This window comes from Variovorax sp. LG9.2, from assembly GCF_035018885.1.
In the GTDB taxonomy this organism is placed as follows: domain Bacteria; phylum Pseudomonadota; class Gammaproteobacteria; order Burkholderiales; family Burkholderiaceae_C; genus Variovorax.
Genome location: NZ_JASJXB010000005.1, coordinates 204,333 through 231,049, shown reverse-complemented (window position 1 = coordinate 231,049; position 26,717 = coordinate 204,333). Strand labels below are relative to the sequence as shown.

At 64.1% G+C, this 26,717-nt stretch carries 25 protein-coding genes; 18 read left to right on the top strand and 7 right to left on the bottom strand.

Going from position 1 to position 26,717, the window contains the following annotated elements; translation table 11 throughout:
- The first annotated feature begins 16 nt into the window (after positions 1-16).
- The 9 genes from QN413_RS07675 to QN413_RS07635 all read left to right on the top strand — a co-directional run bounded on the left by QN413_RS07675 (position 17) and on the right by QN413_RS07635 (position 10,087).
- Positions 17-1,153, top strand: coding sequence for an ABC transporter substrate-binding protein (locus QN413_RS07675; RefSeq protein WP_416352154.1), 1,137 nt, complete (start codon positions 17-19; stop codon positions 1,151-1,153).
- 134 nt (positions 1,154-1,287) lie between these two features.
- Positions 1,288-2,613, top strand: a complete 1,326-nt coding sequence (locus QN413_RS07670; protein WP_323496019.1) for an aromatic ring-hydroxylating dioxygenase subunit alpha — start codon at positions 1,288-1,290, stop codon at positions 2,611-2,613.
- Between the two features lie 44 nt (positions 2,614-2,657).
- Positions 2,658-3,821, top strand: coding sequence for an ABC transporter substrate-binding protein (locus QN413_RS07665; RefSeq protein WP_323496018.1), 1,164 nt, complete (start codon positions 2,658-2,660; stop codon positions 3,819-3,821).
- Positions 3,822-3,876: 55 nt separating this feature from the next.
- Positions 3,877-4,932, top strand: coding sequence for a branched-chain amino acid ABC transporter permease (locus QN413_RS07660; protein WP_323496017.1), 1,056 nt, complete (start codon positions 3,877-3,879; stop codon positions 4,930-4,932).
- Positions 4,929-6,710 carry a branched-chain amino acid ABC transporter ATP-binding protein/permease gene (locus QN413_RS07655; RefSeq protein WP_323496016.1) on the top strand — a complete coding sequence of 594 codons (1,782 nt, stop codon included), beginning with the start codon at positions 4,929-4,931 and terminating at the stop codon, positions 6,708-6,710. The genes QN413_RS07660 and QN413_RS07655 overlap by 4 nt, the downstream gene beginning before the upstream one ends.
- Entirely contained in the window at positions 6,707-7,438 is a 732-nt protein-coding gene (locus tag QN413_RS07650; RefSeq protein ID WP_323496015.1) for an ABC transporter ATP-binding protein, read from the top strand. Before QN413_RS07655 ends, QN413_RS07650 begins: the two co-directional genes overlap by 4 nt.
- A complete protein-coding gene (locus tag QN413_RS07645) occupies positions 7,428-9,074 on the top strand; it encodes an ATP-dependent acyl-CoA ligase (protein ID WP_323496014.1) in 1,647 nt (548 codons plus the stop codon). Before QN413_RS07650 ends, QN413_RS07645 begins: the two co-directional genes overlap by 11 nt.
- A 51-nt stretch (positions 9,075-9,125) precedes the next feature.
- Positions 9,126-9,494 carry a TA system antitoxin ParD family protein gene (locus QN413_RS07640; protein ID WP_409052957.1) on the top strand — a complete coding sequence of 123 codons (369 nt, stop codon included), beginning with the start codon at positions 9,126-9,128 and terminating at the stop codon, positions 9,492-9,494.
- Entirely contained in the window at positions 9,491-10,087 is a 597-nt protein-coding gene (locus QN413_RS07635) for a zeta toxin family protein (protein WP_323496013.1), read from the top strand. Before QN413_RS07640 ends, QN413_RS07635 begins: the two co-directional genes overlap by 4 nt.
- On the opposite strand, the gene QN413_RS07630 is transcribed toward QN413_RS07635, so the two are convergent.
- Genes QN413_RS07630 through QN413_RS07615 form a run of 4 tightly spaced genes read right to left on the bottom strand, consistent with a single transcriptional unit; the run spans position 10,084 to position 13,553 of the window.
- Entirely contained in the window at positions 10,084-10,890 is an 807-nt protein-coding gene (locus QN413_RS07630; RefSeq protein ID WP_323496012.1) for an alpha/beta fold hydrolase, read from the bottom strand. The genes QN413_RS07635 and QN413_RS07630 overlap by 4 nt on opposite strands.
- Positions 10,887-11,636, bottom strand: coding sequence for an HpcH/HpaI aldolase family protein (locus tag QN413_RS07625; protein ID WP_323496011.1), 750 nt, complete (start codon positions 11,634-11,636; stop codon positions 10,887-10,889). The genes QN413_RS07630 and QN413_RS07625 overlap by 4 nt, the downstream gene beginning before the upstream one ends.
- Positions 11,637-11,652: 16 nt before the next feature.
- Entirely contained in the window at positions 11,653-12,747 is a 1,095-nt protein-coding gene (locus QN413_RS07620) for an LLM class flavin-dependent oxidoreductase (RefSeq protein WP_323496010.1), read from the bottom strand.
- Positions 12,744-13,553 carry a GntR family transcriptional regulator gene (locus tag QN413_RS07615; RefSeq protein WP_323496009.1) on the bottom strand — a complete coding sequence of 270 codons (810 nt, stop codon included), beginning with the start codon at positions 13,551-13,553 and terminating at the stop codon, positions 12,744-12,746. The genes QN413_RS07620 and QN413_RS07615 overlap by 4 nt, the downstream gene beginning before the upstream one ends.
- Positions 13,554-13,697: 144 nt before the next feature.
- Here QN413_RS07615 and QN413_RS07610 point away from each other — a divergent pair, with 144 nt between their 5' ends.
- From QN413_RS07610 to QN413_RS07580, 7 genes are all read left to right on the top strand, one after another.
- Positions 13,698-15,296, top strand: coding sequence for an ABC transporter substrate-binding protein (locus QN413_RS07610; RefSeq protein ID WP_323496008.1), 1,599 nt, complete (start codon positions 13,698-13,700; stop codon positions 15,294-15,296).
- 18 nt (positions 15,297-15,314) lie between these two features.
- On the top strand, positions 15,315-16,331 hold the full coding sequence (locus QN413_RS07605; RefSeq protein ID WP_323496007.1) for an ABC transporter permease: 1,017 nt from the start codon (positions 15,315-15,317) through the stop codon (positions 16,329-16,331).
- Positions 16,328-17,242 (top strand): ABC transporter permease, encoded by a 915-nt coding sequence (locus QN413_RS07600; protein WP_323496006.1) that lies wholly within the window; start codon positions 16,328-16,330, stop codon positions 17,240-17,242. The genes QN413_RS07605 and QN413_RS07600 overlap by 4 nt, the downstream gene beginning before the upstream one ends.
- Complete coding sequence (locus QN413_RS07595) at positions 17,239-19,131, top strand: ABC transporter ATP-binding protein (protein ID WP_323496005.1); 1,893 nt, start codon at positions 17,239-17,241, stop codon at positions 19,129-19,131. Before QN413_RS07600 ends, QN413_RS07595 begins: the two co-directional genes overlap by 4 nt.
- A 5-nt stretch (positions 19,132-19,136) precedes the next feature.
- Positions 19,137-20,525, top strand: a complete 1,389-nt coding sequence (locus QN413_RS07590; protein WP_323496004.1) for an FAD-binding oxidoreductase — start codon at positions 19,137-19,139, stop codon at positions 20,523-20,525.
- 67 nt (positions 20,526-20,592) lie between these two features.
- Complete coding sequence (locus QN413_RS07585; protein ID WP_323496003.1) at positions 20,593-21,555, top strand: hypothetical protein; 963 nt, start codon at positions 20,593-20,595, stop codon at positions 21,553-21,555.
- Between the two features lie 236 nt (positions 21,556-21,791).
- A complete protein-coding gene (locus QN413_RS07580) occupies positions 21,792-22,253 on the top strand; it encodes a hypothetical protein (protein WP_323496002.1) in 462 nt (153 codons plus the stop codon).
- 130 nt (positions 22,254-22,383) lie between these two features.
- Here the strand turns inward: QN413_RS07580 and QN413_RS07575 are convergent, their stop codons facing one another.
- Entirely contained in the window at positions 22,384-22,587 is a 204-nt protein-coding gene (locus tag QN413_RS07575; protein ID WP_323496001.1) for a hypothetical protein, read from the bottom strand.
- Between the two features lie 192 nt (positions 22,588-22,779).
- On the opposite strand from QN413_RS07575, the gene QN413_RS07570 reads away from it, so the two are divergent.
- Complete coding sequence (locus QN413_RS07570; protein WP_323496000.1) at positions 22,780-23,073, top strand: hypothetical protein; 294 nt, start codon at positions 22,780-22,782, stop codon at positions 23,071-23,073.
- 43 nt (positions 23,074-23,116) lie between these two features.
- Here QN413_RS07570 and QN413_RS07565 read toward each other — a convergent pair whose 3' ends face one another.
- Positions 23,117-23,863 carry a FadR/GntR family transcriptional regulator gene (locus tag QN413_RS07565; protein ID WP_323496066.1) on the bottom strand — a complete coding sequence of 249 codons (747 nt, stop codon included), beginning with the start codon at positions 23,861-23,863 and terminating at the stop codon, positions 23,117-23,119.
- A gap of 115 nt (positions 23,864-23,978) precedes the next feature.
- On the bottom strand, positions 23,979-25,721 hold the full coding sequence (locus QN413_RS07560; RefSeq protein ID WP_323495999.1) for an IlvD/Edd family dehydratase: 1,743 nt from the start codon (positions 25,719-25,721) through the stop codon (positions 23,979-23,981).
- A gap of 153 nt (positions 25,722-25,874) precedes the next feature.
- Here QN413_RS07560 and QN413_RS07555 point away from each other — a divergent pair, with 153 nt between their 5' ends.
- Positions 25,875-26,639, top strand: coding sequence for an SDR family oxidoreductase (locus tag QN413_RS07555; RefSeq protein ID WP_323495998.1), 765 nt, complete (start codon positions 25,875-25,877; stop codon positions 26,637-26,639).
- The last annotated feature ends 78 nt before the right edge of the window (positions 26,640-26,717 follow it).

Genomic DNA, 26,717 nt, shown 5'->3' with positions numbered 1-26,717 from the left:
GACACCGTTCAAAAGCATGACCCGCACTGCCGTCGCACTCGGCATCGCCATGGGACTCTCGGCCGCCGCGATGGCCGCGGACCTCAAGATCGGCTTCATCAGTTCGCTCTCCGGCCCGGTGTCCGCACTCGGCATCCCGTACGAAAAAGGCATCCGCGCTGCCATCGCCGAAAGTCCGATGCTGGCCGGCCACAAGGTCGAACTCATCGTGCTCGACGATGCATCGGACCCGACGACGGCCGGCCGCAACGCGCGCAAGCTGGTGGTCGAAGACAAGGTCGACGTGCTCATCGGCACCTCCGGCGTGCCCGGTGCCATGGCCATCGCCGCGGTCGCGAAAGAACTCAACGTGCCGCTGATCTCGCCGACCCCGGTCACGATCGCCGGTGGTGCCGACACCTGGACCGTGACGGTGTCGCAATCTTTCCCGCTGATGGTCTCGGCGGTGGTCGAGCGCATGCAGAAGGCAGGCGTGAAAACGGTTGCATACATCGGTTTTTCCGACGCGCTCGGTGACCTGGCCTACGACTCGCTGAAGACGAGCACCGACGCCGCCGGCATCAAGATCGTCGCCAACGAACGCTATGCGCGCGCCGACGCATCGGTCACCGGCCAGATCCTCAAGATCACCGCGCTGCGCCCCGACGCGGTGTTCGCCGGCAACTCCGGCACCCCCGGCGCGCTGCCGTACCTGGCACTCGCAGAGCGCGGCTATAAAGGTCAGCTCTACGGCACCCACGGCCTCATCAACGCCGACTTCGTGCGGGTGGGTGGCGCCTCCATAGAAGGTCTGCAAGTGCCGAGCGGCCCCGTGCTGGTGGCCGACCAGATCGCCGCCGACAACCCGATTCGTGCCGTGTCGATGAACTTCCGCGCCGCCTACCAAAAGGTCAACGGCGCGCCACCCAACGACGCCTTTTCGTCGTACACCTACGACTCGTACCTGCTGCTCGGCGATGCAGCCAAGCGCACCAAGGGCGAGCCGGGCACACCGGCTTACCGCACGGCATTGCGCGACGCGATCATGAGCACGAAGGAGCTGGTCGGCACGCACGGCGTCTACAACTTCAAGCCGGACGACCGTTACGGCTCCGACAAGCGTGGCGTGGTCATGGTGAAGATGCAAAAGGGTCAGTGGAAGCTGGCTCCTTGAGATGAAGACCGGCGCTCGTTCTCGTTGTTTGGTGGTGCGTCTGTGGCGCACGGGGTGGGATCGCGCAGCGCCCGTATCGGTGGCCTCGGCACGAGCCAACGAATGCACCCGCACCCAGTTCCGGAGCCCCTGACATGTCGAACTACCGCGACAACCCACAAGCCATAGCTGCATTAGTCGAACAAGACCGTGTCCACCGCGACCTCTACCTGAGCGACGAGCTGTTCGCACTGGAGCAAGAGCGGCTGTTCGCGAACACATGGCTCTACGCCGGCCACACGAGTCAAGTACCGAACACCGGTGACTACTGGGCCCTGGAACTCGCTGGCAAACCGGTCATGCTGGTCCGCCAACCCGATGGCCTTGTCCGTGTCTTCTACAACCGCTGCGCCCACAAAGGCAGCCGCCTCGTCACCGACGAACACGGCAACACCGGCAAGTTCTTTCGCTGCCCGTATCACGCCTGGACCTACAAGCTCGATGGCGCACCGCTCGGCATGCCGCTGAAGGGCGGTTACGAAGGCACGCGCCTGACCGAGTGCGAATCCGGCCAGGGCCTGGTCGAAGTCAGGAACACCGTGGTCTACCGCGACTTCGTCTTCGTGCGAATGGCCGACGAAGGCATCGACTTCGACAGCTTCTTCGGCGACGTCAAGCAGGCCATCGACAACATGGTCGACCGCTCCCCCGAGGGCAAACTGACCGTCGGCGGCGGCGTGTTGCGCAGCATCATCCATTGCAACTGGAAGATGTACCTGGAGAACATCAACGACACCGTGCATCCGATGTCGACGCACGAGTCGGCGACACAGGCTGCGAAGTCGGTCTGGGCGACGCATGATGCCGACGAGCCCAAGCCGATGGCGATGGAACAGATCCTGCCGTTCGGCGCCGGCTACGATTTCTTCGACAAGATGGGCGGCCGTGTGTTCGCCAACGGTCACAGCATCCTGGGCGTCAACTTCAGCATCCACTCGGGTTATGCGCAGCTGCCGGCATACGAAGCGGCGATGCGTGCGGCGCATGGCGAACAGCGCGCGGCCGACATCCTGGAGCGATCGCCGCAGAACTCGGTTTTCTATCCGAGCCTGTCGGTCAAGGGCTCGCCGCAGGCCATCCGCGTGATCCGGCCACTGGCCGCGAATCGCACGTTGATCGAAGCCTGGAGCTTCCGTGCCGCAGGCGCACCCGAGGTGTTGTTTCAGCGCGCGATGACCTACAACCGGCTCGTCTTCTCGCCGATGTCTGTCGTCGCGCACGACGACGTGCACCTGTTCGAGAGCATGCAGCGCGGCCTTGCGGCCAACGGCAACGACTGGGTCAGCCTGCACCGCAATTTCGACGCGGCCGAGATCGGGCAAGGCACCGTCACGACCAACGGCACCAATGAGCTGTTGATGCGCAACCAGTTCCGCGCATGGTCCCGCTACATGGCATCCGCATCCGAAACGTCCACCTGAAATCCCCTTTCCATTTTTCAATCCAACCCAAGAGGAGTGACACCATGAAGCACCTGATCCCGACCCTGACACGCGGCGCGCTCACAGCGGCACTGGCCGTCGGCTTTGCGATGACCGCGCTGGCGGCCGACCTCAAGGTCGGACTCAGCACCTCGCTTTCCGGCCCCAACTCGTCGATCGGCATTCCGTATGCCAAAGGCATGCAGGCCGCTCTGGCATACAAGGGCGAACTCAACGGCGTGAAGATCCAGCTGGTCGTGCTGGACGACGGCTCCGACCCGACGGCGGCAGGCCGCAATGCGCGCAAGCTGGTGGAAGAAGAAAAGGTCGACGTGCTGATGGGCACCTCGGGTGCGCCGTCGGCCGTGGCCATCGCCCAGGTCGGCCGCGACAGCAAGACGCCGATGATCGCGCTCACGCCGATCTCGTGGGACCCGATCGAGAACCCGTGGGCCGTGACCGTGGCGCAGCCGACCCAGCTGATGGTCGATGCCGTGGTCGAGCGCATGAAGCGCAACGGCGTGAAGACGGTCGGCTACATCGGCTTCTCGGACGTCTGGGGCGACCTCGTGTACGACGCGCTGATGAAGGCCGCACCGGCTGCCGGCATCAAAGTACTCAGCAACGAGCGCTATGCGCGGGCCGACTCGTCGGTGACCGGGCAGGTGCTGAAGATCGTCGCCATGCGTCCCGACGCGGTCATGACCGGCGGCGCCGGCACGCCGGGCGCCTTGCCCTATCTGGCGCTGGCCGAGCGCGGCTTCAAGGGCGGCGTGTACGGCCAGCATGGCCTGATCAACCCGGACTTCGTGCGGGTGGCCGGTGCTTCGGCGCAGGGCTCGCTGATGCCGACCGGCCCGGTGATCGTGGCCGAACAATTGCCTGACAGCGCCCCGACGAAGAAGATCGCGCTTGAGTTCCGCGCGGTGTACCAGAAGGTCAACAACGCGCCCACCACCGATGCGTTCTCGGCCTATTCGTTCGACGCGTGGCTGGTGTTCCTCGACGCTGCCGCGCGCGCCATGCCCAAGGCCGCCCCGGGCACGCCGGAATTCCGCGTAGCCCTGCGCGATGCAATTCTCAGCAGCAAGGAAATCGTCGGTACGCACGGCGTCTACAACTTCAAGCCCGGCGCGCTCTACGGCGTGGACGAGCGCGCTCGCGTGATCGTCAAGCTGGACAACGGCCAGTGGAAGCTGGCCCCTTGAGCGGACGCGGCGAACTCGGCAAAGCACGAGCGATGCAGACGCAAAGGATGACCCGATGACCTGGGACGTCGCGCTCATCCTGGCGATGGACGGGCTGGCCAACGGCTCGGTCTACCTGCTCGCGGGCCTGGGCCTGGTGCTGATCTTTTCGGTCACGCGCGTGGTCTTCGTGCCCTTCGGCGACGTGACCGCGTTCGCGGCGCTCACGCTCGCCGCTTTCCAGACCGGCCGCGTGCCGCCGACCATCGGCCTGGTGGCGGTGCTGGCCGTGCTGGCGACCGCCACCGAACTCGGCAGCCTGTGGCGCCGTGGCGAAGTGGCGCGTATGCCCAAGGCGTTGCTCGCTTGGGGTGTGCTGCCTCTCGTGCCGTGCCTGCTGGCCTGGCTGGCGGCACGGCCGGGCATGCCGGCGCTGGTGCAGATCGCCGCGACGCTGCTGCTCATCGTGCCGATCACGCCGCTGCTGGCGCGCGTGGTTTACCAGCCGATCGCCGATGCGTCGGTGCTGGTGCTGCTGATCGTCTCGCTCGCACTGCACTTCCTTCTGTCGGGACTCGGCCTGCTGTTCTTCGGCCCCGAAGGTTCGCGCACCGAACCGTTGGCAAGCGGCGTGTTCACGCTGGGCGACAGCTTCGTGGTGAGCGGGCAGGTGCTGCTGATGGTCGGCTCCGCCATCGTGTTGAGCGGGCTGTTCTTTCTGGTGTTCGAACGCACCGTCGCCGGCAAGGCGCTGCGCGCGACCGCGGTGAACCGCGTCGGTGCGCGGCTGGTCGGCATCCGGCCGGCACGCACCGCCCTCATGGCGTACGGCAGCGCATCGCTGCTCGCCGGACTCATCGGCATCCTGATCGGGCCGGTGACCACCATGTACTACGACTCGGGCTTCATCATCGGCCTCAAGGCCTTCGTCGCCGCGATCATCGGCGGGCTGGTGAGCTACCCGGTGACCGCCCTCGGCGCACTCGCCGTCGGCTTGGTCGAAAGCTACGCATCGTTCTGGAGCGGCGCACTGAAAGACGTGATCGTGTTCAGCCTTCTGATCCCCGTCCTGATGCTGCGCTCGTACCTGTCGCGCCATCAGGAAGAAGAGCAGGAAGAGGTGGACGAATGACACCGCGCAACCGCATGTTCATGACGGCGGCCATCGTGCTGCTGCTCGCGCTGGTGCCACTGGTGGCCGGCAACTTCACCGTGTCGCTGCTCAATGATGTAGGCATCGGCGCGCTGGTCGCGCTCGGGCTGGTGCTGTTCACCGGCATCGGCGGGTCGACCTCTTTCGGGCAGGCCGCCTTCGTCGGCATCGCGGCGTATGCCAGTGCCTGGCTCACGACCACGCAGGGAATGTCGCCGTGGATCGGGCTCCTGTTCGCGCTGGCGCTCACGGGAATCTCGGCCCTCGCGATCGGCATGCTCACGCTGCGCCTGGGCGGGCACTTTCTTTCGCTGAGCACGATCGCGTGGGGCCTGTCGATCGCGATGTTGTTCGGTAACGTCGAGGCGCTCGGGCGCCACACCGGGCTCTCGAACATCCCGCCGCTGCGGATCGCGGGCTGGTCGCTGGCCGAGCCGCGCGCCATCTATTACCTGATCTGGGCACTGGTCGGGCTGGCCTTTTTGTTCAGCCGCAACCTGCTGAGTTCGCGACCCGGCCGTGCGATCCGCGGGTTGCGCGGCGGTGCCACGCTGCTGGCGAGCGTGGGTGCCGATGCTTACCGCGTGCGGCTCACGCTGTTCGTCACCGCGGCGCTGTTCGCAGGTCTCGCCGGCTGGCTCTATGCGCACATGAACCGCTTCGTGAGCCCATCGCCTTTCGACGTGCGCGCGAGCATCGAGTACCTGCTGATGGCGGTGGCCGGTGGGCTCGGTCAACTGGTGGGTGCGCTGGTCGGTGCAGCGCTGGTGTTGCTGCTGAAGAACGGCCTGCAGGACTTGTTGCCGCTGCTCACGCAACGCGCAGGGCAGCTCGAAGCCATCGCTTTTGCCGCGGTGTTCATCCTGCTGCTGCACTTCGCGCGTGGTGGCCTGATGGGCTTCGTGCGCCGATGGACGCGCGGGCGTTGGGCAGCGCTGCCGTCGACGGCGCCGGTCAAGCCGGTCACGCCGCTGGCGCAACGCACGCTGCCGGGTCGTGGCACACCGATCCTGTCGGTGCAGGGCGTGGTCAAGCGCTTCGGTGGATTGATCGCAGTCAACGAGGTGAGCTTCGACGTCGCAGCGGGCGAGATCATCGGACTGATCGGCCCCAACGGCGCGGGCAAGTCGACCATGTTCAACCTGCTGACCTGCACCCTGCCGATGACTTCGGGCCAGGTGCGCTTCATGGACCAGAACATCGCGGGCCTGCCGCAACGCCAGGTTGCGCGACTCGGATTGGCGCGCACCTTCCAGCACGTGAAGCTGCGACCGCACATGAGCCTGCTCGACAACGTCGCGCTGGGTGCTTATGCGCGGACCGGTGCCGGCGTGCTCAAGGCCGGGCTCCGGCTCGACCGTGCCGAAGAACAACAGGTGCTGCAGGAAGCACAGCGCCAGCTCGATCGCATCGGCCTGGGCGACCGCTCGCACGAGATGGCCGGCAGCCTGCCGCTGGGCACCCAGCGCATTCTGGAGATCGCGCGCGCACTCGCGGCCGACCCGGTGTTGCTGGTGCTGGACGAACCCGCGGCCGGCTTGCGTCGCAAGGAAAAGATGGCGCTCGGCGCGTTGCTTCGCAAACTGCGCGAGGAGGGCGTGACCATCCTCATCGTCGAGCACGACATGGACTTCGTGATGAAACTGGTGGACCGATTGGTGGTGATGAACTTCGGCTCGAAGCTGGTCGAGGGCGTGCCCGCCGTGGTGCGCGCGGACGAGCGCGTGCAGGCGGCTTACCTGGGGAGCGTCGTATGACGGCCATGTTGGAAATCGGCGAGCTGCATGTCGGCTACGGACAGGTCGAGGCCGTGCGAGGCGTCTCGCTCGCCCTGCAACCGGGGCAGATCATCTCGGTGATCGGGCCTAACGGTGCGGGCAAGACCACGCTGCTGGCCGCGGCCATGGGCCTGCTGCCGAGCAAAGGCGCGCTGCGCTTCGAGGGCGAAGACCTGCACGGGCTCGATGTCGAATCGCGCGTCGAACGCGGCCTGTGCCTGGTGCCGGAAAAACGCGAGCTCTTCGGCGAGCTGACGGTGCTCGACAACCTGCAGCTCGGTGCCTACGCGAAGAAGTTGCGCAGCGATGCGATGAAGCGGCAACTGCAGTCGGTGTACGACCGGTTTCCGCGGCTGGCGGAGCGCCGCTCGCAACGCGCCGACACGCTTTCTGGCGGCGAGCGTCAGATGCTGGCGGTCGGTCGTGCGCTGATGTCGGCACCGCGCCTCTTGATGCTCGATGAACCGAGCCTCGGCCTGGCGCCGCTGATCGTGCGCGACATCCTCGCCATCGTGCGCTCGCTGCGCGACGATGGCGTCTCTATCCTGCTGGTCGAGCAAAACGCGCGCGCCGCGCTCGAGTCGTCGGACCACGGCTACGTGCTGGAGACCGGCGAGATCGCGCTCTCCGGCGCGTCGGCTGAACTGGCGAGCGACCCGCGCGTGCAGGCGACCTACCTCGGCGGAGGCACGCACGATGACGAGTGAGCTACGCGCGCTGCCGCCCGCGCAACGCACCTTGCCGGCGATGCTGAAGCGGCAGGCCGTGCTGTTCGGCGCGCGGCCGCTGTTGAAGGTGGCGGGCCGGCAATGGGCGCATCGAGACGCCGCCGCAGCGGCTGCCGTCCGGGCGGCCGCACTCGCGCAGGCCGGCGTGGTGCGAGGCGAACGCATCGCAGTAATGGCGGGCAACTGCATCGAGTTCATCGAGACTTTTCTTGGTGCGGGCTGGCTCGGCGCGGTGGTCGTTCCGGTCAACACGGCATCGATGGGCCCGCAGATCGAATACGTCCTTTCGAACAGCGAGGCAAAGCTGCTGGTGATCGGTGCCGGTTGCGTCGAGCGGCTGAAGATGGCAAACCTCGGCCGCACGGCGTTGCGCGAGATTTGGGTGGTCGGCGATGTGGGCGAGGTGGGAGCGATCGTTGCGTCCCGCGAGCTGCCGCCCGGCGTGCGTGTCTCCCGCTATCCAGAAGGCGTCCATGGCGCCGAAAGCGCGCAAGCCCATCCGCCCGCCACCGTGCACCCCGGCGACCCGCTCGCCATCCTCTACACCTCGGGCACCACCGGCCCTGCCAAAGGGGTGATCTGCCCGCACGCGCAGTACTTCTGGTGGGGCGTGAACAGCGCCGAAGTGCTGGGTGTCGGCCGCGACGACGTGCTCTGCACGACGCTGCCGCTCTTTCATATCAATGCACTCAACACCTTCGCGCAGGCTGCATTGACGGGTGCCGAGGTGGTGTTCGAATCACGCTTCTCGGCATCGGGCTTCTGGCCGTCGATGCGCGCGAACGGCGCGACAGTGGTCTATTTGCTCGGCGCGATGGTGCCCATCCTGTTGGCCCAGCCCGAGGGTGACGGAGAGCGCAATCATTCGGTCCGCATCGGGCTCGGGCCCGGCGTGCCATCGGCAGCGGGGCAGGCTTTCAAGGCGCGTACTGGCGTGACCTTGCTCGAAGGCTATGGCTCGACCGAGACCAACTTCGCCATCGCCACCGCGCCGGCGTCGCCGCGCGGCGGTGTGATGGGCTGGCTGCGCGAGGGCTTCGAGGCGCGTGTCGCCGACGAAGACGATGCGCCCGTGCCGGACGGCGAGGCCGGCGAATTGCTGCTGCGTGCAGACGAGCCTTACGCCTTCGCGAGCGGCTACTTCAACATGCCGGAGAAAACCGTCGAGGCCTGGCGCAATCTCTGGTTTCACACCGGCGACCGCGTAGTGTGCGATGCCGACGGGGCGTTCCGTTTCGTCGATCGCATCAAGGACGCGATCCGCCGTCGCGGCGAGAACATCTCGTCTTTCGAGGTCGAGCAGGTGCTGGCAAGCCATCCGGATGTGGCGTCTTGCGCGGTATACCCGGTGCGCTCCGAGCTGGCGGAAGACGAAGTGATGGCGGCGCTGGTGGCACGCGAGGGTGTGCAGATCGACCTCACTGATCTCATCGAGTTTTGTACGAGCCGGCTGCCGTACTTCGCGGTGCCGCGCTACATCGACGTGCTGCCCGACCTGCCGCGCACCGAGAACGGCAAGGTCCAGAAATTCAAGCTGCGCGAGCGCGGCGTGGGGCCGCAGACCTGGGACGGCCAGCCGGCCAGATCGAGGGGTCGGCCTGAAAGCGCAATTTGAATCGTGGTGCCATAATTAAATCCAAGGTTTCATTAAGGAACCGCTGGAGCGATGATGGCACAAGCCGTAAAGATTTCCGATCTAGAAATGGACGCCTTGCGCGATGCTGCGCGGGTGAACAGCCGGTCGATCTCGGGGCAGGCCGAGCATTGGATCCGTATCGGCCGCGCGATCGAACGCGATCCGACCATCGGCTATTCGAAGGTCGACCTGGCGCTGCGCGGTCTTGAGCCGCTGGCGCTCGACACCCTCGGCGATGCCGAGCAGGACGCCTTCATCGAACGCATGGGTGACGCTCCAGCCACCGCGGTTGAACAGGATTTCTGGCGCAAGCGGCAACGAAAGGGTCTCGGCGTGGGCCTCGATGACGACGGCAACCTGGAGTTCGGCAAAGCAGTCCGGCCAACCGGCGGCCGGTGAGCCGCGCAACGATGTTTTTGCTGGCCGGACCGAACGGCGCCGGCAAGTCGACGCTCTACGAGCTGGCGATCGCACCTCGTATCCAGGCGCCTTTCATCAATGCCGACCTGATCCAGCGCGAAGAACTGCGCGACGCGTCCATGTCTGCGGCGTACACCGCGGCCAGCATCGCAGAAAACCGGCGGCGGCTGGCGCTCAAGCAGGGACTCAGCTTCGTTTCTGAATCGGTGTTCTCGCATCCGTCGAAACTGGAATTAGTCGATGACGCCAGGCGTGTCGGCTTTCGAGTCGTGCTTTACCACGTCAACGTAGGCAAGCCTGAGTTGTCGGTCAGCCGAGTGGCGTTAAGGGTAGGCGAGGGCGGACACGATGTGCCCGAAGACAAGATCCGCAAGCGCTACGACCGCAATCAGCCATTGATCCGCCAAGCGGTGCTGCGCGCCGACTTCGCCTTTGTGTTCGACAACTCGCAGCTCAACGTCTCACCGCAGCGCATTCTGAGTTTCAAGGCAGGGCGCATCACCGCGACTGCCAGCGCGATACCGGACTGGGCTGAATTGCTCTATGCAGAAGAACTGCGCGCTTTCGGCTAGCCGGACAATTTCAATGTCGCGAGGAACTCCATCACGGCTTCGGAAAAGACTTCAGGCATCTGGTCGGGCAGCGGCACCATGCCGTGCTCGATGTTCAGCAGCCGGCTGCCGGCGATGGCTTGTGCGACCCTTGGCGCTGCCGGAAAAGCATGCGGGTCTTCGGTCGGCGCGATCACCAGTGTCGGGCTGGTCACCAGTGGCGCTCTTGTCTCCATCGCATAGCGATTTACCACGCGGTGGCCTTCGACGGCGAGGTGGCCTGCCTTCAATGCGTCGGCGATGAATCGTTCGAGAAGAGCGATGTCGCCAGGCGGATAGAAGGGCATGCGCCGCTGCCACAACTCGGTCAGATGTTCGCCACTGGCCTTGCGCTCGACCTCGTCGATGATTCGCTTGCCGTGGTGCGTTGCACGGCGTGGCGCGTCGACGAAAGGACATGCCGACAACACGAGCGCACTGACCCGTTCGGGCCGGCTCGCCGCCATCTCCAGGGCCACGGCCGCGCCGGTGTGATGCCCGACCACGGCCACTTGTTGCAAGCCCAATGCATCCAGCAGATCGAAAGCGACTTCGGCCCATCGCTCGATCGTGTTGTCTGCGGCCGGCAACGCGTCCGAATCACCGAAGCCCGCCGTGTCCATCGCGATGGCGCGGTAGCGCGCACCGATCAACGGCAGCACATCGCGGTACTCGTCCCACGATCGCGGCGTCTGGTGCAGCAACAGAACCGGGAACCCCTGGCCAGCGCTGGCGATATGAATGCAGCCCGATCGGATCGGCACGAACTGGCGATCGATGGTCATGATGCAAGGGCTGCGGTCGCGCGCTTGAAACCTTGAACCACGACATCGATGTCGTTGGCTGCGACCACCATCCGGTAGCCTTGCTCGCGTCGCTGAAGCGCTGCATCGGTCGTGCCGGTGAAGGCGCCACATGGCACTGAAGCGTCGTCGCAGGCGTGCTTGATTTCGGCGCAGGCCTCTGCATGTTTCGATGCATCGCCTGCACCGATTTCGAGCGACAGCGCGAGATCGCCGGTCCCGATGAACACCAAGTCCAGTCCTTCGACGGCAGCAATCTCCCGTGCGTTGGCCAGGCCGGCCGCTGTCTCGATCATCACCATCACGGCGATGTGTTTTGCGCCTTCGAGGTACGCGCCGAAATCCATTAACGGGCGCACGCCGCCGGCGGACCGAATGCCGTGCGGCGGGTACTTGGCGCAACGCACGGCGTGGCGACATTGCTCGGCGCTTTCGACCAAGGGGACGATCACGCCTTCTGCTCCTGCGTCCAGTGCCATGCCGATCGCCGTGGCCGAGTTTTCGGCGACACGCACGATCACCGGGATGTGGCTCGGCACCACGCCGATCGCGGCCTCCAGCTCTCGGCGATCCCAGAGGCCGTGCTGCATGTCGATGACGATGGCTTCGGGCTGCGCGCGCGCGGCGGCTTCGACGAGTGCGGCCGATCCGAGTGCGAGCCACGAGACGGCGATGCAGTCGCCCCCGGCAATGCGCGCTTTGAGAGTGGGTTGTGTGGGATTGAACATGGGTGGTTTGACGGCTTCAGGTAACGCGGAGTCCGGCCTGCTTCATAAGCGGCAACACACGGTCGCAGAAGAAAGGCAACTCGTCGGTGTAGTTGACGAAGGTGAGCGCTGCACCGGCATAGCCTTCGTTGGAAATCTTGACCAGGTCTTCGACGATTTTCTCGGGCGTGCCGACCAACGGGTACGTTCCGGCGCCGCCCGCGAAGCGCTTGCGATAGAGGTCGAACGCATTCTTGTCGTGCGAGTTGGAGAACTCTTTTTTCTGCGCCATGTGGTTGTCGACGGCGCCATGGTCGGCCAGCGTTACCGCATAGCGCTCGTAGTAGTCGTCTGCCTCCTTTTGCGTCTCGCGGCAGACGACGTGGCATACGGTGTAGATGCCGACATCGCGGCCTTGCAGCTTGGAACGCTCCTTGATGTCGGCGTAGTGTTTGCGGCCATCTTCGATGTTGGAGAAGGTCGAGAACAGGAAGTCGCAGTTCTTTGCCGCGAAGTCGCGCCCCTGTGGACCAAAGGCCGCATTCATGGTGAGCGGTCGCGGCACCTGAATGCTCGCAGGTCGGCTGACGACGCCTTTGAGCGCGTAGTACTTGCCCTGGAAGTCGAACGGCTGATGGTCGCCATAGCAGCGCTCGATCACTTCCAGCCATTCCGCCGCCTGGCCATAGGCGTCGTCGCTGAGCTTGGCGCCGAACATCGCGAACTCGTCGGGATTCCAGCCGCAGACGATGTTGAGCCCGGCGCGCCCGTTGCTGATGTGATCGACCGTCGCCAATGCCTTGGCCGCATACACGGGATGCAGCAGGGGCACATGCACCGTCATGAACAGGCCGATCTGCTTGGTGACCGCAGCGAGTCCGGCCGCCCAGGTGAAGGTCTCGAAGGACCACTCGCGAACATGGTTCTTGCCACCGAAGCCGCGCCACCGCGCGATGGGCAGAAAGAACTCCAGGCCCGCGCGGTCGGCGATGCCCGCCGCGTTGAGGTTGTCGTCCCACCGCGCGCGCCAGCGCTCCGGCACGTCGGTGATGGCGAGGCCTCCGTCCGCATTGGCGGAGAACACGCCAAGCTTGAAACGATTGGGGCCTTTGAGCGGGTGCAAGTGATTCATGCGATGAGATCTCTGGAGGCCGAATGGCTTTTGCGGGCCGTAGTGGCCTTGGTTGCAGCAGTTGCAGTTGCAGTTGCAGGTGCGGAAGATGCTGCGGGTGTGGCTTCGCCGTGCACCGTTTCGTGCGTCGAGAAGTACGCGGCCTGTGCATCGGCCATGAACCGCTCCATAGCCTTGAAGGCGAGTGCCGCATCACGCTTGACCAGTGCCGCGTGAAGCTTGGACAGACCATCGACCACAACTTGTCGGGTTTTTTTGTTCACCAGTGTGAGCAGGCGCACGGTCTGCACATGGTCGACAAAGCGCCCTATGGTGTTCGCAAGGCGCTGGTTTTTGACCCGGCTCAGCCACGCTTGGCGGAAGGCCATGTTCGCCAAGGCCATCTCTTCGTCGTCGTTGTTCGCGGCCGCCTGGCGTGCCCGTTTGAGTGCCAGCGTCAGTTCTTGCTTTGCCGCTGCATCCACGTTGGGCGCCACGCTCGCGATGGCCGCAGGCTCCAGCAGGCGGCGTACTTCGAAAATGTCGCGCACGTCGTCGAGGCTCAGTGTCGGCGCCACGAAGCCGCGAGTCGTGCCGACCAGATAGCCCTCGTTCACGAGACGCAGCAACGCGTCGCGCGCCGGCATGCGCGAAGTGCCATAGGCAGCAGCCACCTCGACATCGACAAGTCGCTCTTCAGGCTGGAGCGGCGTGTGCTGCAGGCGCTTGCGCAACTCGTCGTAGATGCGGTCGCCCAAGGTTTCCGCGCGGGCCAGTGGTTTGGGCGCGGCCCTGGCGGCAGCCATCGTCGGCGCTGCTTTTTTCATTGATTCCTACGGAACGTTTCTTGCATCTGGAAACTGTATACAGTATATTTTCATTTGTCCAATCGCCTCTTTGGGCGCTTCAGTGGCGCGATGCTTGCAAGCGTTTTCCCATCGGTTCCTTCAGACCAATCAGCGAGAACTTTCATGAACGATTTCTTGAGCTCGGGAACCCCGACAGACGCAGCACTGTCTCTGGCTGCACCGTCGTCTTTGAAACCATCGCGCCGCAGCTTCGTACTGGGCGCGCTCACCGTGGGGGCCGGCAGCGTGCTGCCGTGGGACCTGGCCAATGCGCAGATTACCGACAAGTCGAACCTGGCCATCGCGTACCCGGTCGACGTGCCCACGTGGGACCCGGGCGCCTTGTCCATCCCGACGATCCAGGCGATCTATCACACGGTGTTCGATTCGCCACTGCGCTACTCACAACATTTGAAGCTCGAGGCGCGCCAGATCAAGCAGTGGCGCTGGCTCGACGACAAAGCGACGCGACTCGAGATCACGTTGCGCGACGACATCCTGTTCCACGACGGCTCGCGCATGACGATGGACGACGTCAAGTACAGCCTGTCCGAACGCCCGAAGGCAGACAAGAAGTTGCTGGTCGGTGGCATGTTCAACACGCTGGCCGATGTGGAAGTGCAGTCGCCCACCAAAGGCGTGCTGGTCTACAGCCGGCCGACGCCGGCGGGGCCGATCTACCTGGGCTTCCTGGCGATGTACATCGTGCCGAAGGCCTACATGACCCAGGTCGGTGCCGAGGGCTTCAACGCCAAGCCGATAGGCGCCGGCCCTTACCGCATGGTCGAACATCAGCGCGGCTCGCGTATCGTGCTGGAGGCTTTTGACAAATACTGGGGTGCTGCGCCTGCCATCAAGCAGGTCACCTTTTTGATCGTGCCGGAGCCATCGGCGCGCGTGGCGCTTGTGGAGTCGGGCAGGGCGGCGATGGCGGTGCAGTTGCCGATGCGCGAAGTCCAGCGTCTCGCCACCAAGACCGGCATCGTCACAAAGATCTATCCGTTCTCCGAGGTCTACATGCTTCGGATTCCCAACTACGTGAAGCCGTTCGAGAACGACCATGTGCGCAACGCGATGCACCTGTCGATCGACAAGGCCGCGTTGTCCAAGGCCTTCTACGGCGGCGTGGCCAAGCCGCTGTCGGTGATGACGCCGGAAGGCACGCCGTCGTTCAGCGACTTCCAGTTTCCATTCAACAAGGCCAAGGCCATCGAGGAGCTGAAGGCCGCCGGCTTCAGCACGAGCAATCCGGTCGCGCTGACGCTGCTCAGCACCAATGGCACCTTCCCCAACGACTTCGACATGGCACGCGCCATCGCGCAGATGTGGAAGGCAGTCGGCATCAACGCGACGATCGAAGAAACTACACCGGCCAAGCTCGTCGAAGCTGCGCAGAACGGCAAACTGACGGGCGTGTTGCTCTACAGCTGGGCCAACAGCACGGGCGATCCGGAGAACTATGCAGGCCGAATCTTCGACCCGCGCCTGCGCTTCGCGACCTGGAAAGACATGTCACTCGCGCCACGCATCGACGGGCTGATGACCGAAGTGGACGAGGCCAAGCGCATGGCTGGCTACAAGGCACTCAACGCGGAGTCCTCGGAGAAATCGTGGGCGATCCCGCTGCTGCAAGGCGTGGCGACTGTCGCGTATTCGTCGACGCTGCAGCCGGTGCTGTTCGACAACGGCTACGTGTTGCCGGTCGAATACAAATACCGCTGACAAGGCACGCGCGCCCCTGTGTTCCAACTCGTTTCCACCATCGTGATTCGCCGACTGCTGGTGGCGATTCCCACGCTGCTGTTGCTGTCGCTCGTGGTGTTCGTGGTGTTGCGATTGCTGCCCGTCGATCCGCTGGCGATGATGCTGCCGCCGTCGGCCACCGCAGCGGATTCAGCAGCGTTGCGGCAGCAGATGGGCATGGACAAACCGATCCCTGTCCAGTTCCTGATCTGGCTCTGGGATGCGGCGCGCGGGAGTCTCGGCAACTCCATCAACTTCCGCCAGCCGGTCGTCGGCTTGATGGTGACTGCACTGCCGGCGACCATCGAACTGGCCATGGTCGGCTTGGTGCTGGCATTGATGATCAGCATTCCCGGCGGCGTCATCGCCTATGTGCTCTACAAGCGCAAACGCGAGACGGCGGCCGACCTGGTCGTCACCTTGCTTCAGTCGATTCCGTCGTTCCTCTGGAGCCTGTTGCTGATTCTCGTCTTCGGTGTGCTCTGGCCGGTGCTGCCGTTCAGCGGCCGCGTCGGGCAAGAAGTGACGCTACCGGGCATTACCGGATTCGCCTTGATCGACCTGCTCGTTACCGGGCAGTTTCAGGCCTGGCTGAGCGCGCTGTCGCATCTCTTCTTGCCTGCACTCGCACTCGCGTTGAGCTTTGCGCCGCTGGTCATCCGTGTGCTCCGCTCCGGGCTGATCGATGCCGCTAACGAGCCTTATGTCGAAGTTGCGCGACTTCGCGGACTGTCTGAGACCCGCATTCTCTGGCGCCATATGCTGAAGAACGCCGCGCTGCCGACGATTACCATGATCGGTGTGCAGTTCGGCTTCCTGTTCGGCGGCGCGCTATTGGTCGAAATGATCTTCGGCTTCCCCGGCCTGGGCAATCTGATGGTGCAGGCGGTTCGCGGCAATGACTTGCCGTTGATCCAGGGCATCTCGCTGATCTTCTGCGTGCTGATGCTGGCTATTACGGTTGTCGTCGACGTGCTGTATGCCTTGCTGAATCCGAAGTTGAGGAATCTGTGACGCAATCACCGGCGCCAGTGTCGATGCCCGCCGCTGTGAGTCGCTCTGCAAAGCAGCGCGGTGCGCTCAGGCAGTTGGCCTCGCAGCCGCGCGTGCTGATCGGCGGCGGCATTCTCCTGCTCGTCGTTCTGGCTGCGCTCTTTGCACCGTGGGTCGCTCCGCACGATCCGCTGGAGCAAGACCTGCTGCACATGCTTTCGCCGCCGATGTGGTCGGCAGAAGGCGACGCTTCTTTTCCGCTGGGCACCGACAGCCTGGGTCGCTGCGTGTTGTCGCGTGCTGTCTACGGTGCCCGTGTGGCGCTGCTGGTGGCGATCGTTTCCGCATTCGGCGCGATGCTGCTGGGCAGCACGCTCGCAGTTGTCGGCGGCTACTTCGGCGGCAAGATCGACCGCGGCATCAGCTACGTGGTCGATTTGTGGATGTCGTTTCCGCCGGTCGTTCTGTCGTTGATCCTGCTGGTAGGGCTCGGCTCTGGCGTCGACAAAGTGATCCTTGCGGTCGTGCTGGTCGACTGGACGCGCTTCGCTCGTGTGGTGCGGGCCGACGTGCTGGTGACGCGGCGCCGCGACTACGTGCTGGCCGCACGGCTCATCGGTTTCACGCACCTGCGCACCATGTTGCGCGAGGTGCTGCCCACCGTGGTGCCGCTGATGATCACGCTGTTCTCCATCGAGATGGGCATCGCGATCATCGTGGAGGCGACTCTGTCTTTCATCGGCCTTTCCGTGCCGCCGGACATCACGACCTGGGGCCAGATGCTGGCCGATGCGCGCAGCGACATGCAGAGCGCCGCGTGGGTGATGCTGGTGCCGGTCGCCTGCATCGTCGTTACCGTGCTCGGCTGCAACCTGTTGGGTGACGGAATCCGCGTTGCGCTCGATCCGCGCTTGCGCACACGGAGCGAATGACGATGCTGTCCATCTCGAACCTCACGCTGACCACGCGGGTCGATGGCAAACCCGTCGAATTGCTGCGCGACATCACGCTGTCGGTGCAGCGCGGCAAGGTGCTCGGACTGGTCGGCGAATCGGGTGCCGGCAAGAGCATGATCGGTCGCCTGATCGCGGGCCACACGCCGCCGGGCTTCGCGGTGACGCAGGGCCGAATCGACTTCGACGGCAAGAACCTGCTGTCGCTCGGCGCGCGCGAATGGCGCGGCCTGCTCGGACGGCGCATCGCCTTCATTCCGCAAGAGCCGTTGACCGCGCTCAACCCGGTGTTGACCATCGGCCAGACCTTCGACGAGCACCTGATGCTGCTGGGCATTGCCGCCAGCCGGCGCAAGGATTTGATCGTCGCGCAACTGGCTTCCGTGAAGCTGCCGCACCCCGAGCAAATGGTCCGCCGCTATCCGCATGAACTGTCGGGAGGGCAGTGCCAGCGCGTGTTGATCGCGATGGCGTTCGTGGCCAATCCTGCGCTGATCATTGCCGACGAGCCCACCACGGCGCTCGACGTAGTGAGCCAAGCGCACATCCTTACGCTGCTTGCCGAACAACAGCGCCAGCACGAGACAGCCGTCATTCTCATTACGCACGACCTGCGGCTCGCCGCCCACGTGTGCGACGACATCGCGGTGCTGTACGCAGGAGAGCAAGTCGAATACGGACCGGCCGCAGACGTGTTGCGCGAGCCGCGCCATCCGTATACCTGGGCACTGCACGATGCGACGCCCGATGTGCACGGCATTCAGCGGGTGCTGCCGATGCTCGGGGGTCAGATGCCGGGACTCTCGGCATTGGCGACGCTCGGCGGTTGTCGATTCGCGGCACGCTGCCCGACGCGCAATGCGACCTGCGAAGTCGGCGTGCGCGCTTTACGTGAGTCTTCGCCGGGTCATTGGGTGCGCTGTGCCGATACGTGCGAAGTGGCGCCGCATGTCGTCGCCTCCGTAGACGATTCAACAAGCGCCGCTGGCAGCGCCAACTGGCGCGCACCGCAAGGCGATCCGACTGCGGCACCCCTCGTCGAGCTGCGCAACGTCACGCTGCGCTACACCGCGCGCCGCGGCCTGCTGGGCCAGCGCCAGGTGCACACCGATGCAGTGAGCCAGGTGTCGCTCAAAGTCCAGCCGGGCGAGTTCGTCGGCATCGTCGGCGAAAGCGGCAGCGGCAAGACTTCTGTCGCGCGGCTGATCGTCGGCGCAGAGAACATCACCGCCGGTGAGCTGCTGATCGAAGGGCAAGACCGCGCCAAGGCCGCGTCGACCGTGCAGCGCCTGACCCGCGAGCACGTGCAGATGATCTTTCAGGACCCGCACTCGGCACTCAATCCGCGGCGCAGCGTGTTTCGCTTGTTGACGCAAGCGTACGAGGTCGGTCACATCCCCGGTGCGTTGCAACGATTGCCGAGGCAGGAGCGCGCATCGCAGTTGCTGCAGGACGTCGGCCTGGCGTCCGATGCGCTGGAGCGATTTCCCAGTCAGCTGTCGGGTGGTCAAAAGCAGCGGGTGAACATCGGCCGTGCGCTGTGCGTGATGCCGCGGCTGGTGGTGGCCGACGAGATCGTGTCGGGCCTCGACGTGTCCATCCAGGCGCAGATTCTCAACCTGCTGCTTGAACTCGGGCGCGAGCACGGCATCGCCTTGTTGCTGATATCGCATGACCTCTCCGTGGTGCGCTACCTGTGCTCGCGCGTCATCGTCATGCAGTCCGGCAAGGTCGTGGAAGAGGGCAGGACAGACGAGGTCTTCGCCAACCCGCAACACGCCTACACCCGCTTGCTGCTCGCCTCCGTCCCGCCCGCCGATCCGGCCACCGCATGGCCGCCGGTGCCGGCCTCTACCGAAACAGCCTGAACACCATGCCAATTACCTTCGAACTCGAACTCCAATCCGCGCTGCCCGACAACACAGTGACGTTCGGCGAAGCGATCGAGCCGAAGTACTGGCATGACTGGAGCGGGCTCGCGCCGGTTCAGCCCTTGGCGCTGGTGCGGCCGAGGACGACACAGGACGTCTCGATTGCGATGGCGCTGTGCAACGAGCGGCGTATCGCGCTCGTCCCACAGGGCGGCCTCACCGGGCTGGCAGGCGGTGCGCAACCGGTCGCCGGCGGCGTGGCGATGTCGCTCGAACGCATGAGCGGCGTCGAGGAAATCGATGCGGTGATGGGTACGATGACGGTGCTGGCCGGCACGCGGCTTTCGGAGATACAGGATGCGGCGGAAGCAGCCGGCCTGTACTTTCCGCTGGACCTTGGTGCACGTGGCTCCTGCAGCATCGGCGGCAATCTGTCCACCAATGCCGGTGGCAATCGGGTCATCTGCTACGGCATGGCGCGCGATCAGGTGCTCGGGCTCGAATATGTATTGCCCGACGGAACCATCGTCAGCTCGCTCAACAAGATGATCAAGAACAACGCCGGCTACGACCTCAAGCAGTTGTTCATCGGATCGGAAGGAACGCTCGGCATCATCACGCGCGTCGTGTTGCGCCTGCAGGCCAAGCCAATTTCAATCGCCACGGCGATGTGCGGCTGCCGCGACTACGAGGCCGTACTGACCTTGCTGAAGACCGCACGCGCCAAGCTCGGCCCGTCTCTTTCAGCTTTCGAAGTGATGTGGCCGAGCTTCGTGGACTGCATGACGGCCGGCCTGCCGCAACTGCGCAAACCCTTTGCCGAGGCACACGGCGTCTACGTGCTCATCGAGGCGAGCGGCTTTAGGGAAGAGGGCGAATCGGCGCACCTGGAGGCGTGTCTTTCGGCCTTGCTGGAGGAGGGCGCCCTCACCGATGTGGTGATCGGTGCGTCTGAACGTGACGCGAAGGAACTCTGGGCCCTCCGCGACAGCGTCTCGGAGTATCCGAAAGTGCTCGGTGCGGTGATCGGATTCGACATCGGCTTGCCGACGACACTGATGGGCGAGGCGGTGTATCGCGTGCAGCGAGAGGTCAAGGCGCAGTGGCCGGACGCGCACGTGCTTTGCTATGGGCACATCGGTGACAGCAACCTGCATGTCGTCGTCAACGTACCTTCTGCGGGCGCGCATCAGCCGCATGCCGAAGTCGATGTCCTGGTCTACGAAATGGTTCGCAGCATGGGCGGCACGATATCGGCGGAGCACGGCATCGGGCTCGTCAAGAAGCCGTTCTTGTCGTTCACTCGATCGCCGGAGGAGATTGCCTTGATGCAGCGCATCAAGGCAGCGCTCGACCCGCACAACGTGCTGAATCCCGGCAAGGTTTTTTAAGGGCGGGACAGTGGGTCCGCGGACATCGGGCCCCGACTACGATGGCGGCAAACGCACTGGAAACATCATGACCAAACCCTTCACTCAATCACCGACTCTCTGCGGTGCACTGCGCACGCCGCGCCAGATGCTGGCCGATCAAAAGTACGACGGGCACAAATCCATCCACGACGATGCCATGGCCGAGGGCCTGGGCCTTCGCGCTGGCCCGATCGAGGGGCCGACGCACTTCAGCCAGTTCGACCCGTTGCTGTTCCACGTCTTTGGCCAGGCGTGGTTCGAGACTGGCTGCATCAGCGCGCATTACCAGAACATGGTGGTTGAAGGCGAAGAGGTGCGTGCCTTTGTCGATCTGCCGTTGTCGCCTGAAGAAGGGTCGCCGCGTCTGGTGCGTATCCACGCAGAGAAGCGCGACGGGACACCGGTGCTGACCGGCACCGCCTCGGTGGGCGATGCGACCGATGTGCCGCATGAGATTCAACAGCGCATCGCCAAACTGCGACCGGCCACAGGGCTTGTGATCAACCGCGACCTGAAGGTGGGGCAGCAGGGTGCTGCGGTCGAAAAAATCCGGATGGGGTTCGATCAGCACATGGGCGACCACTATCCCTTCACGCTCGCCGACAAGCTCGCGGTCATCACGGAACCCTGTGCCTGGTACACGCGCGAACACGGGGCCGAATCGCCATGGGGCCGCGCCATCATTCCGATGGAAATGATCAGCGTGCTGCTCGGCAGCACGTCGGGTGAGTCCGGCCTGAGCGGTCGCAAGCCAGCCGTCGGACTGTTCGCGGGACAAGAAATCCGCTTGATCGCGGGGCCGCTGTTCGTCGACCAGGACTACGAGTTGGAGCGAGAGATCGTCGCCCTGAGCGAGAGCGCGCGCACCGAGTCGGTCTGGATACGCACGCGTGTCTATGACGGTACGGTGGCATCGCGGCCGCTGGTGGCGGAAATGATCCTGAACGGGGCGGTGATGAAGGCGTCTTATCCCGCGTACGAGGTCGAGGCGAAGGCACTGTACGACTAAAGGGTACGGCTGGTAGCTGGCCGTCGTGCGACGGTGCTATGTGATGGTCAAAGAAGCGACGGCCGTCAGTTGGACTTTGAACGGCCGACCATCGCGGTTGTGTGCGCTTCCGCGCTGTGCCGCGTTCCGTAAGTGCCGACACTGCTGAATACGCTTTTCGGCCTTGCTGGAACGTCGAGTTAGTAACCGGGAGCACTGGCACGCGTAGCACTCTACCGATCCGGAGGATGTGAGCTATGAAACGATTCCTGATTAACAGGTGGCCTCGAGTGAGTTCTCGACCCGTCGAACGCGCTCAGCGGGCGGTTTCCTACCGGACGACATTCGATCGAAGCGCGGCCTTCGACGACACCGAGCCGTGGTCAGGAACCCTGCCGCACTACACAGCAACTGCCATCGGGTTCAAAGTCTGGGCCATTGTTTTCGCCGTTGGCCTGTTACCGATCGCAGCCGTTGTCGTGGCATCGGCGAGCGGCTATGGAGTGGCGCGCCTGGTCGACGAGGTCGGTCCGGGGTTGCTGCTGTGCTGGCCGCTCGTGCTGGCGGTCGGAACGAAGTTGCTCGTTCGAAAAATTGTCGCGGAGCGAAACAAGGTCGCCGATGAGTGGAAGAAACCGTTGTTGGTCGAGCGTTCCCGCGTGGCGTCACTCGAGATCGTGGCCCGTGCCCGCTACGAGACACCAAGCTACCGCAGATAGACGACCAGCAGTTCCAGGATTGAATGTCGCCGTCCCGGGTGTTGATGACGCCTTCGACCGACGTCGTATAGATCGTGTCGTTGCAGCCGGCGAGGAACTCGCGCGCCTCCTTGGCCAAAGCGTTACCGGGTTAGCGCTCTGTCGAAGTCGTAGAGGTTTCAGTTTCCATTGGCTTCTTGCGAGACATCTGGCGCGACTGTCGACGGCCATGCGTTTCAGCGAACACGATGGCAATGAGGATCAAGGGCATGACCAACAGCACGAACGCGCCAAAGACGTAGACCAGGCCGCCCATGACAAGGGCACTAAGGAGAATCGCCAGCAGTCGGACCATTGGCCATGATCCGAACCTGGGATGACTTGGTCAATCCAGTGAATCCCGAAGCCGGATCGATCAGGTGCGCATCGATCGTCTTCCGCAATTGGCATTTAACATAATATACATTGTATTATTTCTGATTGGGTTCGCCGCCATGATTCGACTCAACGGCTCGACAGAAAACAAAAACTAACTACAATTAGTTACATGCACCGTGCGCGCTTTCCCATCGCCAACCAATTTCAACGCTTTAAGAAAGTGCTGACCTTGTCGGACTACTTGCGCAGTACCAAACGTCTTGCACCCGGAGAACTCAGAGCCATCGCCGGCTCACTTCGTCGGAGTGGTCAGGACGTCAGTGGCAACGCCGAGCGCATCGCCGCTGCGATCGAATCGGTAGCAGCCTGGCGCGCAAGCAGCGCGTCGTCGGCTATGAAACGCGATGCACCGCCCACCACGCTGTTCGAACGTCTTTCTGACTGGGCGACCGCTTCGTTTTAGCCATCCCCAGCCGTTCAAGACTGGTTCGAACGCCATAGCTGGTCTACGCCAGATCGATCCCCGAATCGAGAATGACCGACAGATCTCCCCTCGTCTCTTCGAGCTGCAGCAACGTTGCCTGGCGCGCAGCCAGAGAGTCCCGGCTGAGCAAGGCAGTGAGGATGGCCTTGTGCCGCGGCAATGACAGCGAATGCGTGTTGGGCAGCTTGCTGCTGAGCTTGATCGATTCGCGCAACGCCAGCGACAACATGTTGCCGATATACGCCAGCAGATCGTTGCCGGTCGCCTCGGCAATGCGGCGGTGGAACGCCAGGTCGGGCTCCAGCAGTTCGTCTATCGTTTTTGCGGCTTCCATGCCGGCATAGGCCTCCGCCACGCCCTGAAGGCTTTCGTCGCTGGCCACCTTGGCCGCAAGTGCCGCCACCGCCGGCTCGAAGATCCGTCGCACCGTCAGCAGCGTTTGCACGAACTCGGGTTGTGGTTTGGCCTGAATGAGCCAGTACAGAACGTCGGGATCGAGCAGATGCCACTCGTTGCGTGGCCGCACGATGGCACCCGCACGCTGTTTGGAAAGCACGAGCCCTTTGGCGACCAGCACTCGCGTCGCTTCCCGCAACACCGGCCGGCTGACGTCGTAGGTGGCGCAGAGCGACGCCTCCATCGGCAAACGGTCGCCGACCCGGTACTCGCCGGAGACGATGCGCATGCCCAGATCGCGGACGATCTGCGAGTGCATGCTTTTGCGGTCCGGCGGCTGGTGATATCCCGGGGCGCTGTGAGAACCTTTCATTTCGGCGGCAATTCGTACGGGTTTGTCGAGTCCGACGATCTGGATGCCGTCCATGGTGCTGTCTCCTGAAATTGTTATGGCTGTCTGTTGCGCTGTTGCGCTGTCGCGCTGTGGCTCAGTGGGAATGCCGCGGCACGACCGAGCCGCGCTGGCCGACCAGAAAGTCGAAGTCGCAGCCTTCGTCGGCCTGCAGCACATGCTCGACATAGAGCTTGCGGTAGCCACTCGCATCGGCCGGATCGGGTCGTTGCTCCGCCTGCCATGCGGTCAGTCGCGATGCGAGCTCGGCCTCGGAGATGTCCAGGTGCAGGCGCCCTTGCATCGCGTCGAGCTCGATCCAGTCGCCCTCGCGCACCACGGCAAGCGGGCCGCCGGCACGGGCCTCCGGAGAGACGTGCAACACCACCGTTCCGTACGCTGTGCCGCTCATGCGCGCATCCGAGATGCGGACCATGTCGGTCACGCCCTGCGCCAAAAGCTTTGCCGGCAAGCCCATGTTGCCGACCTCGGCCATGCCGGGATAGCCTTTGGGGCCGCAGTTTTTCAGCACCATCACCGAGTCCGGGGTAATGGCGAGTTCAGGGTCTGCGATGCGCGACTTGTAGTCTTCGAGGTTCTCGAAGACTACAGCCTGGCCGCGGTGTTTCAGCAATGCCGGCGTTGCCGCCGAGGGCTTCAGCACGGCACCCCGTGGCGCCAGGTTGCCGCGCAGCACGCACATCGCGCCGTCCGCGGCCAGCGGGCGATCGAGCGGGCGGATCACTTCGTCGTTGTAGATCGGCGCGTCCTTGACGTTGTCCCACAGGCTCGACCCGTTCGCGGTCAGCGCGCCCGGATGCGGCAGCAGTCCGGCATCGCCCATGCGGCGGAGCACGGCCGGCAGACCGCCTGCGTAATAGAAGTCTTCCATCAGAAAACGGCCGGACGGCATCAGGTCGACCAGCGTCGGCGTGCCGCGCCCCACGGTGGTCCAGTCGTCGAGTGCGAGCTCGACGCCGATGCGTCCGGCGATGGCTTTCAAATGAATCACGGCGTTGGTCGAGCCGCCAATTGCTGCATTGGTGCGGATCGCATTCTCGAAAGCCTGGCGCGTCAGCAGCTTCGACAAGCGCAAGTCTTCGCGCACCATCTCGACCATGCGCATGCCCGACATGTGGGCCAGTACATAGCGGCGCGAATCGACCGCGGGAATCGCGGCGTTGTGCGGCAGGGTCACGCCGAGCGCCTCCGCCATGCAGGCCATCGTCGATGCGGTGCCCATCGTGTTGCAAGTGCCGGCAGAGCGCGACATGCCCGCCTCTGCCGACATGAACTGGTGCAGCGTGATGGTGCCGGCCTTCACCTGTTCGGACAGTTGCCACACGGCGGTGCCGGAGCCGATGTCGCGGCCTTCGTGCTTGCCGTTGAGCATCGGCCCGCCGGTGACGGCGATTGCCGGAATATCGCAACTGGCGGCGCCCATCAGCAATGCGGGCGTCGTCTTGTCGCACCCCACCAGCAGCACCACGCCGTCTATGGGGTTGCCACGGATGGCCTCCTCGACATCGATGCTCGCCAGGTTGCGGGTGAACATGGCGGTCGGTCGCAGGTTTGATTCGCCGTTCGAAAAAACCGGGAACTCCACCGGGAATCCGCCGGCTTCGAACACGCCCTGCTTCACGTGCTCGGCGATCTTGCGGAAGTGCGCGTTGCACGGCGTCAACTCCGACCAGGTGTTGCAGATCCCAATGATCGGCTTGCCGTGGAACTCGTGGTCCGGGATGCCCTGGTTCTTCATCCAGCTGCGGTACATGAACCCGTTCTTGTCGGTGGTTCCGAACCATTCGGCGGACCTGAGCTTGACGGGCGACTTCGACATGGGAACCTTCGTGAATAGGTGAGCCAAGAAATATAGTCAGACTAATTGATCGATTGTTTCAGTACAAACCCCTATGTCTCGCCCTTTGACGAGATTAAGTAAGACTACATAATCGGCCGCCCTACTCTATCGCGCCACCGCGCAGGCCCCGCAATGACCGACCACGCCCGCTATCCCAGCCTTGCCGATCGCACCGTCCTCATCACCGGCGGTGCCACCGGCATCGGTGCCACTTTGGTCGAGGAGTTCGTGATGCAGGGCGCCAAGGTGGGCTTCGTCGACATCGACGAGGCCGCTGGCAAGGCACTCGCAACGACGCTTGCCGGCGCTGCGCACGCACCGGTCTTCTGCCCTGCCGACGTCACCGACATCGCCGCCCTCGATGCAGCGATCGACGCCGTGCGCGGCCGCTTCGGGCCGATCACCGTGCTGCTCAACAACGCAGCCAACGACCGGCGCCATCGCATCGAAGACACCACGCCCGCGAGCTGGGATGCGGGCGTCGCCGTCAACCTGAAGCACCAGTTCTTCGCGGCACAGAACGTCGCCGGCGACATGCGGCAGGCAGGCGGTGGGTCGATCGTCAACTTCGGCTCGATCAGCTGGATGCTCAAACAGGGCGGCATGCCGGTCTACACCACGTCCAAGGCCGCCGTGCAGGGACTCACACGCAGCCTGGCGCGCGACCTAGGCCCGTTCAACATCCGCGTCAACACGCTGGTCCCGGGTTGGGTGATGACCGAAAAACAGGTTCGCCTCTGGGTCAACGATGCAGCGCGTGAAGACATCGCGCGAGGTCAGTGCATCAACCGTCCGCTGTTGGCCGAACACATCGCTCGCATGGCGCTTTTTTTGGCGGCAGACGACAGTGCGATGTGTACCGCACAAGACTTCGTGGTGGATGGAGGCTGGGTTTGACTCGCCGGCTGGTACACGGCTGACAAGCACTGCCTGAACCCCGTTTTCGTTCTGGTCCGTTCTCGTTCCGAAAGAACC